This is a genomic window from Nocardia sp. NPDC024068 (assembly GCF_040638875.1).
Taxonomy (GTDB): Bacteria; Actinomycetota; Actinomycetes; order Mycobacteriales; family Mycobacteriaceae; genus Nocardia.
This window is the reverse complement of sequence record NZ_JBEZYU010000130.1, coordinates 1-1,381: the sequence shown is the minus strand read 5'-3', so window position 1 is coordinate 1,381 and position 1,381 is coordinate 1. Positions and strand designations below refer to the sequence as shown.

The window sequence follows — 1,381 nt, the reverse complement described above, 5'->3', positions numbered from 1 at the left end:
CGCGCTGCGCGGATTCGGCTGGATCCCGGCTCCGGAACTCGGTGCCCTCGGCGGCGCCTACGACGCCGATATGCCCGCGATGGCGCCGCTGGATACGCCGAAGGCGCGCCATAAACTCACAGCATGAGTTCGGAATTGCTCGTCGATGTCTCAGCGGGCATCGCCGTCCTCACCTTGAACAGGCCGGCGAAACAAAATGCTTTCAACCCCGCCATGACCGAGGCTCTGGGGGCAGCGCTGAAGCGGTGTGATGCCGAAGATGCCATCCGGGTCGTGGTGATCACGGGGACGCCGCCGGCTTTCTGCGCGGGTGCCGACCTATCCGATCGGGTGGGCGAGGTGAGCGCGAGTATCGAGCCGCCGCCGTTCCTGGTGCGCAAACCGGTGATCGCGGCGGTGAACGGGCATGCGGTGGGGGCCGGGCTCGCGCTGGCGCTGCAATGCGATCTGCGGTACCTGGCCGATGACGCGGTGTACGCGCTGAGCCAGGTGCGGCGCGGGGTACTCGCGGACGGATATGTGCACTGGACACTGCCGCGGCTGGCGGGCCTGGCCAATGCCGCCGATATCCTGCTCACCGGCCGCACCTTCGACGGAGACGAGGCCAAGGCGATGGGGTTGGCGAACGCCTGCCTGCCTGCCGCGGAGGTACTGCCCACCGCGATGGCGGTCGCGCACGATATCGCCAACGGTTCGGCGCCGCTGAGCGCAGCGCTGTCGAAACGGCTGCTCTGGGAGGGTGTCGGGCTGGAACCGACCGTCGTCGGGCAGCTCGAAGGCGATCTCAACGACCATATCGCGGACGGCCGCGACGCGGGCGAGGCGATGGCGGCATTCCGGGAGCGTCGCCAGCCCACCTGGTCGGGTTCGATCAGCGAGGAGTGGCCGACCTGGGCCCGGACGAAATGGGCGGGTCAGCAGAGCCTGGATTGAGCGGGGGCCGGTCAGCCGCCGCTGAACCAGACGAGCAGGAAGAGCACCGCCAGCACGACCATGAGGATCGTGCCGATGACGCCGAGGATGAATCCGACCACCACCTGGGTGTGTCCCCCGTAGGCGCCCCCGGACTCCTCGATCTGGTCGAGAGCCCGCTTGCCCATCGCCCAGGCCACCGGCCCGGCCAGTCCGCAACACAGCACGCTCAGCGCACCGAGGAACAGCACCGCCGTCGCGTGCGGGTGCTCGACCGGCTTATCGATGGGCGCGTTGGGTATCACCACACAACGAATTCTACTGTGCTGCGGTGTTTATTTGGCGCGCTGGCGCGCGCGGGGTTCGGCCCTCTTGGCGTCGCCTGTCAGCCCTCGAGACTCGTGGCTTCGCCACATGCGCTTCGAGGGCGTCGAGCGGCAGCTGGTCGAGTTTGATGTCACCGGTGTGC

The 1,381-nt window shown here is 68.2% G+C and carries 2 protein-coding genes; one reads left to right on the top strand and one right to left on the bottom strand.

The window, feature by feature from the left end; genetic code table 11:
* The first annotated feature begins 123 nt into the window (after nucleotides 1-123).
* Entirely contained in the window at nucleotides 124-933 is an 810-nt protein-coding gene (locus AB0F41_RS31590) for an enoyl-CoA hydratase/isomerase family protein (RefSeq protein WP_357430270.1), read from the top strand.
* 11 nt (nucleotides 934-944) lie between these two features.
* On the opposite strand, the gene AB0F41_RS31585 is transcribed toward AB0F41_RS31590, so the two are convergent.
* Nucleotides 945-1,220 (bottom strand): DUF4190 domain-containing protein, encoded by a 276-nt coding sequence (locus tag AB0F41_RS31585; RefSeq protein WP_357430268.1) that lies wholly within the window; start codon nucleotides 1,218-1,220, stop codon nucleotides 945-947.
* Between the last annotated feature and the right edge of the window lie 161 nt (nucleotides 1,221-1,381).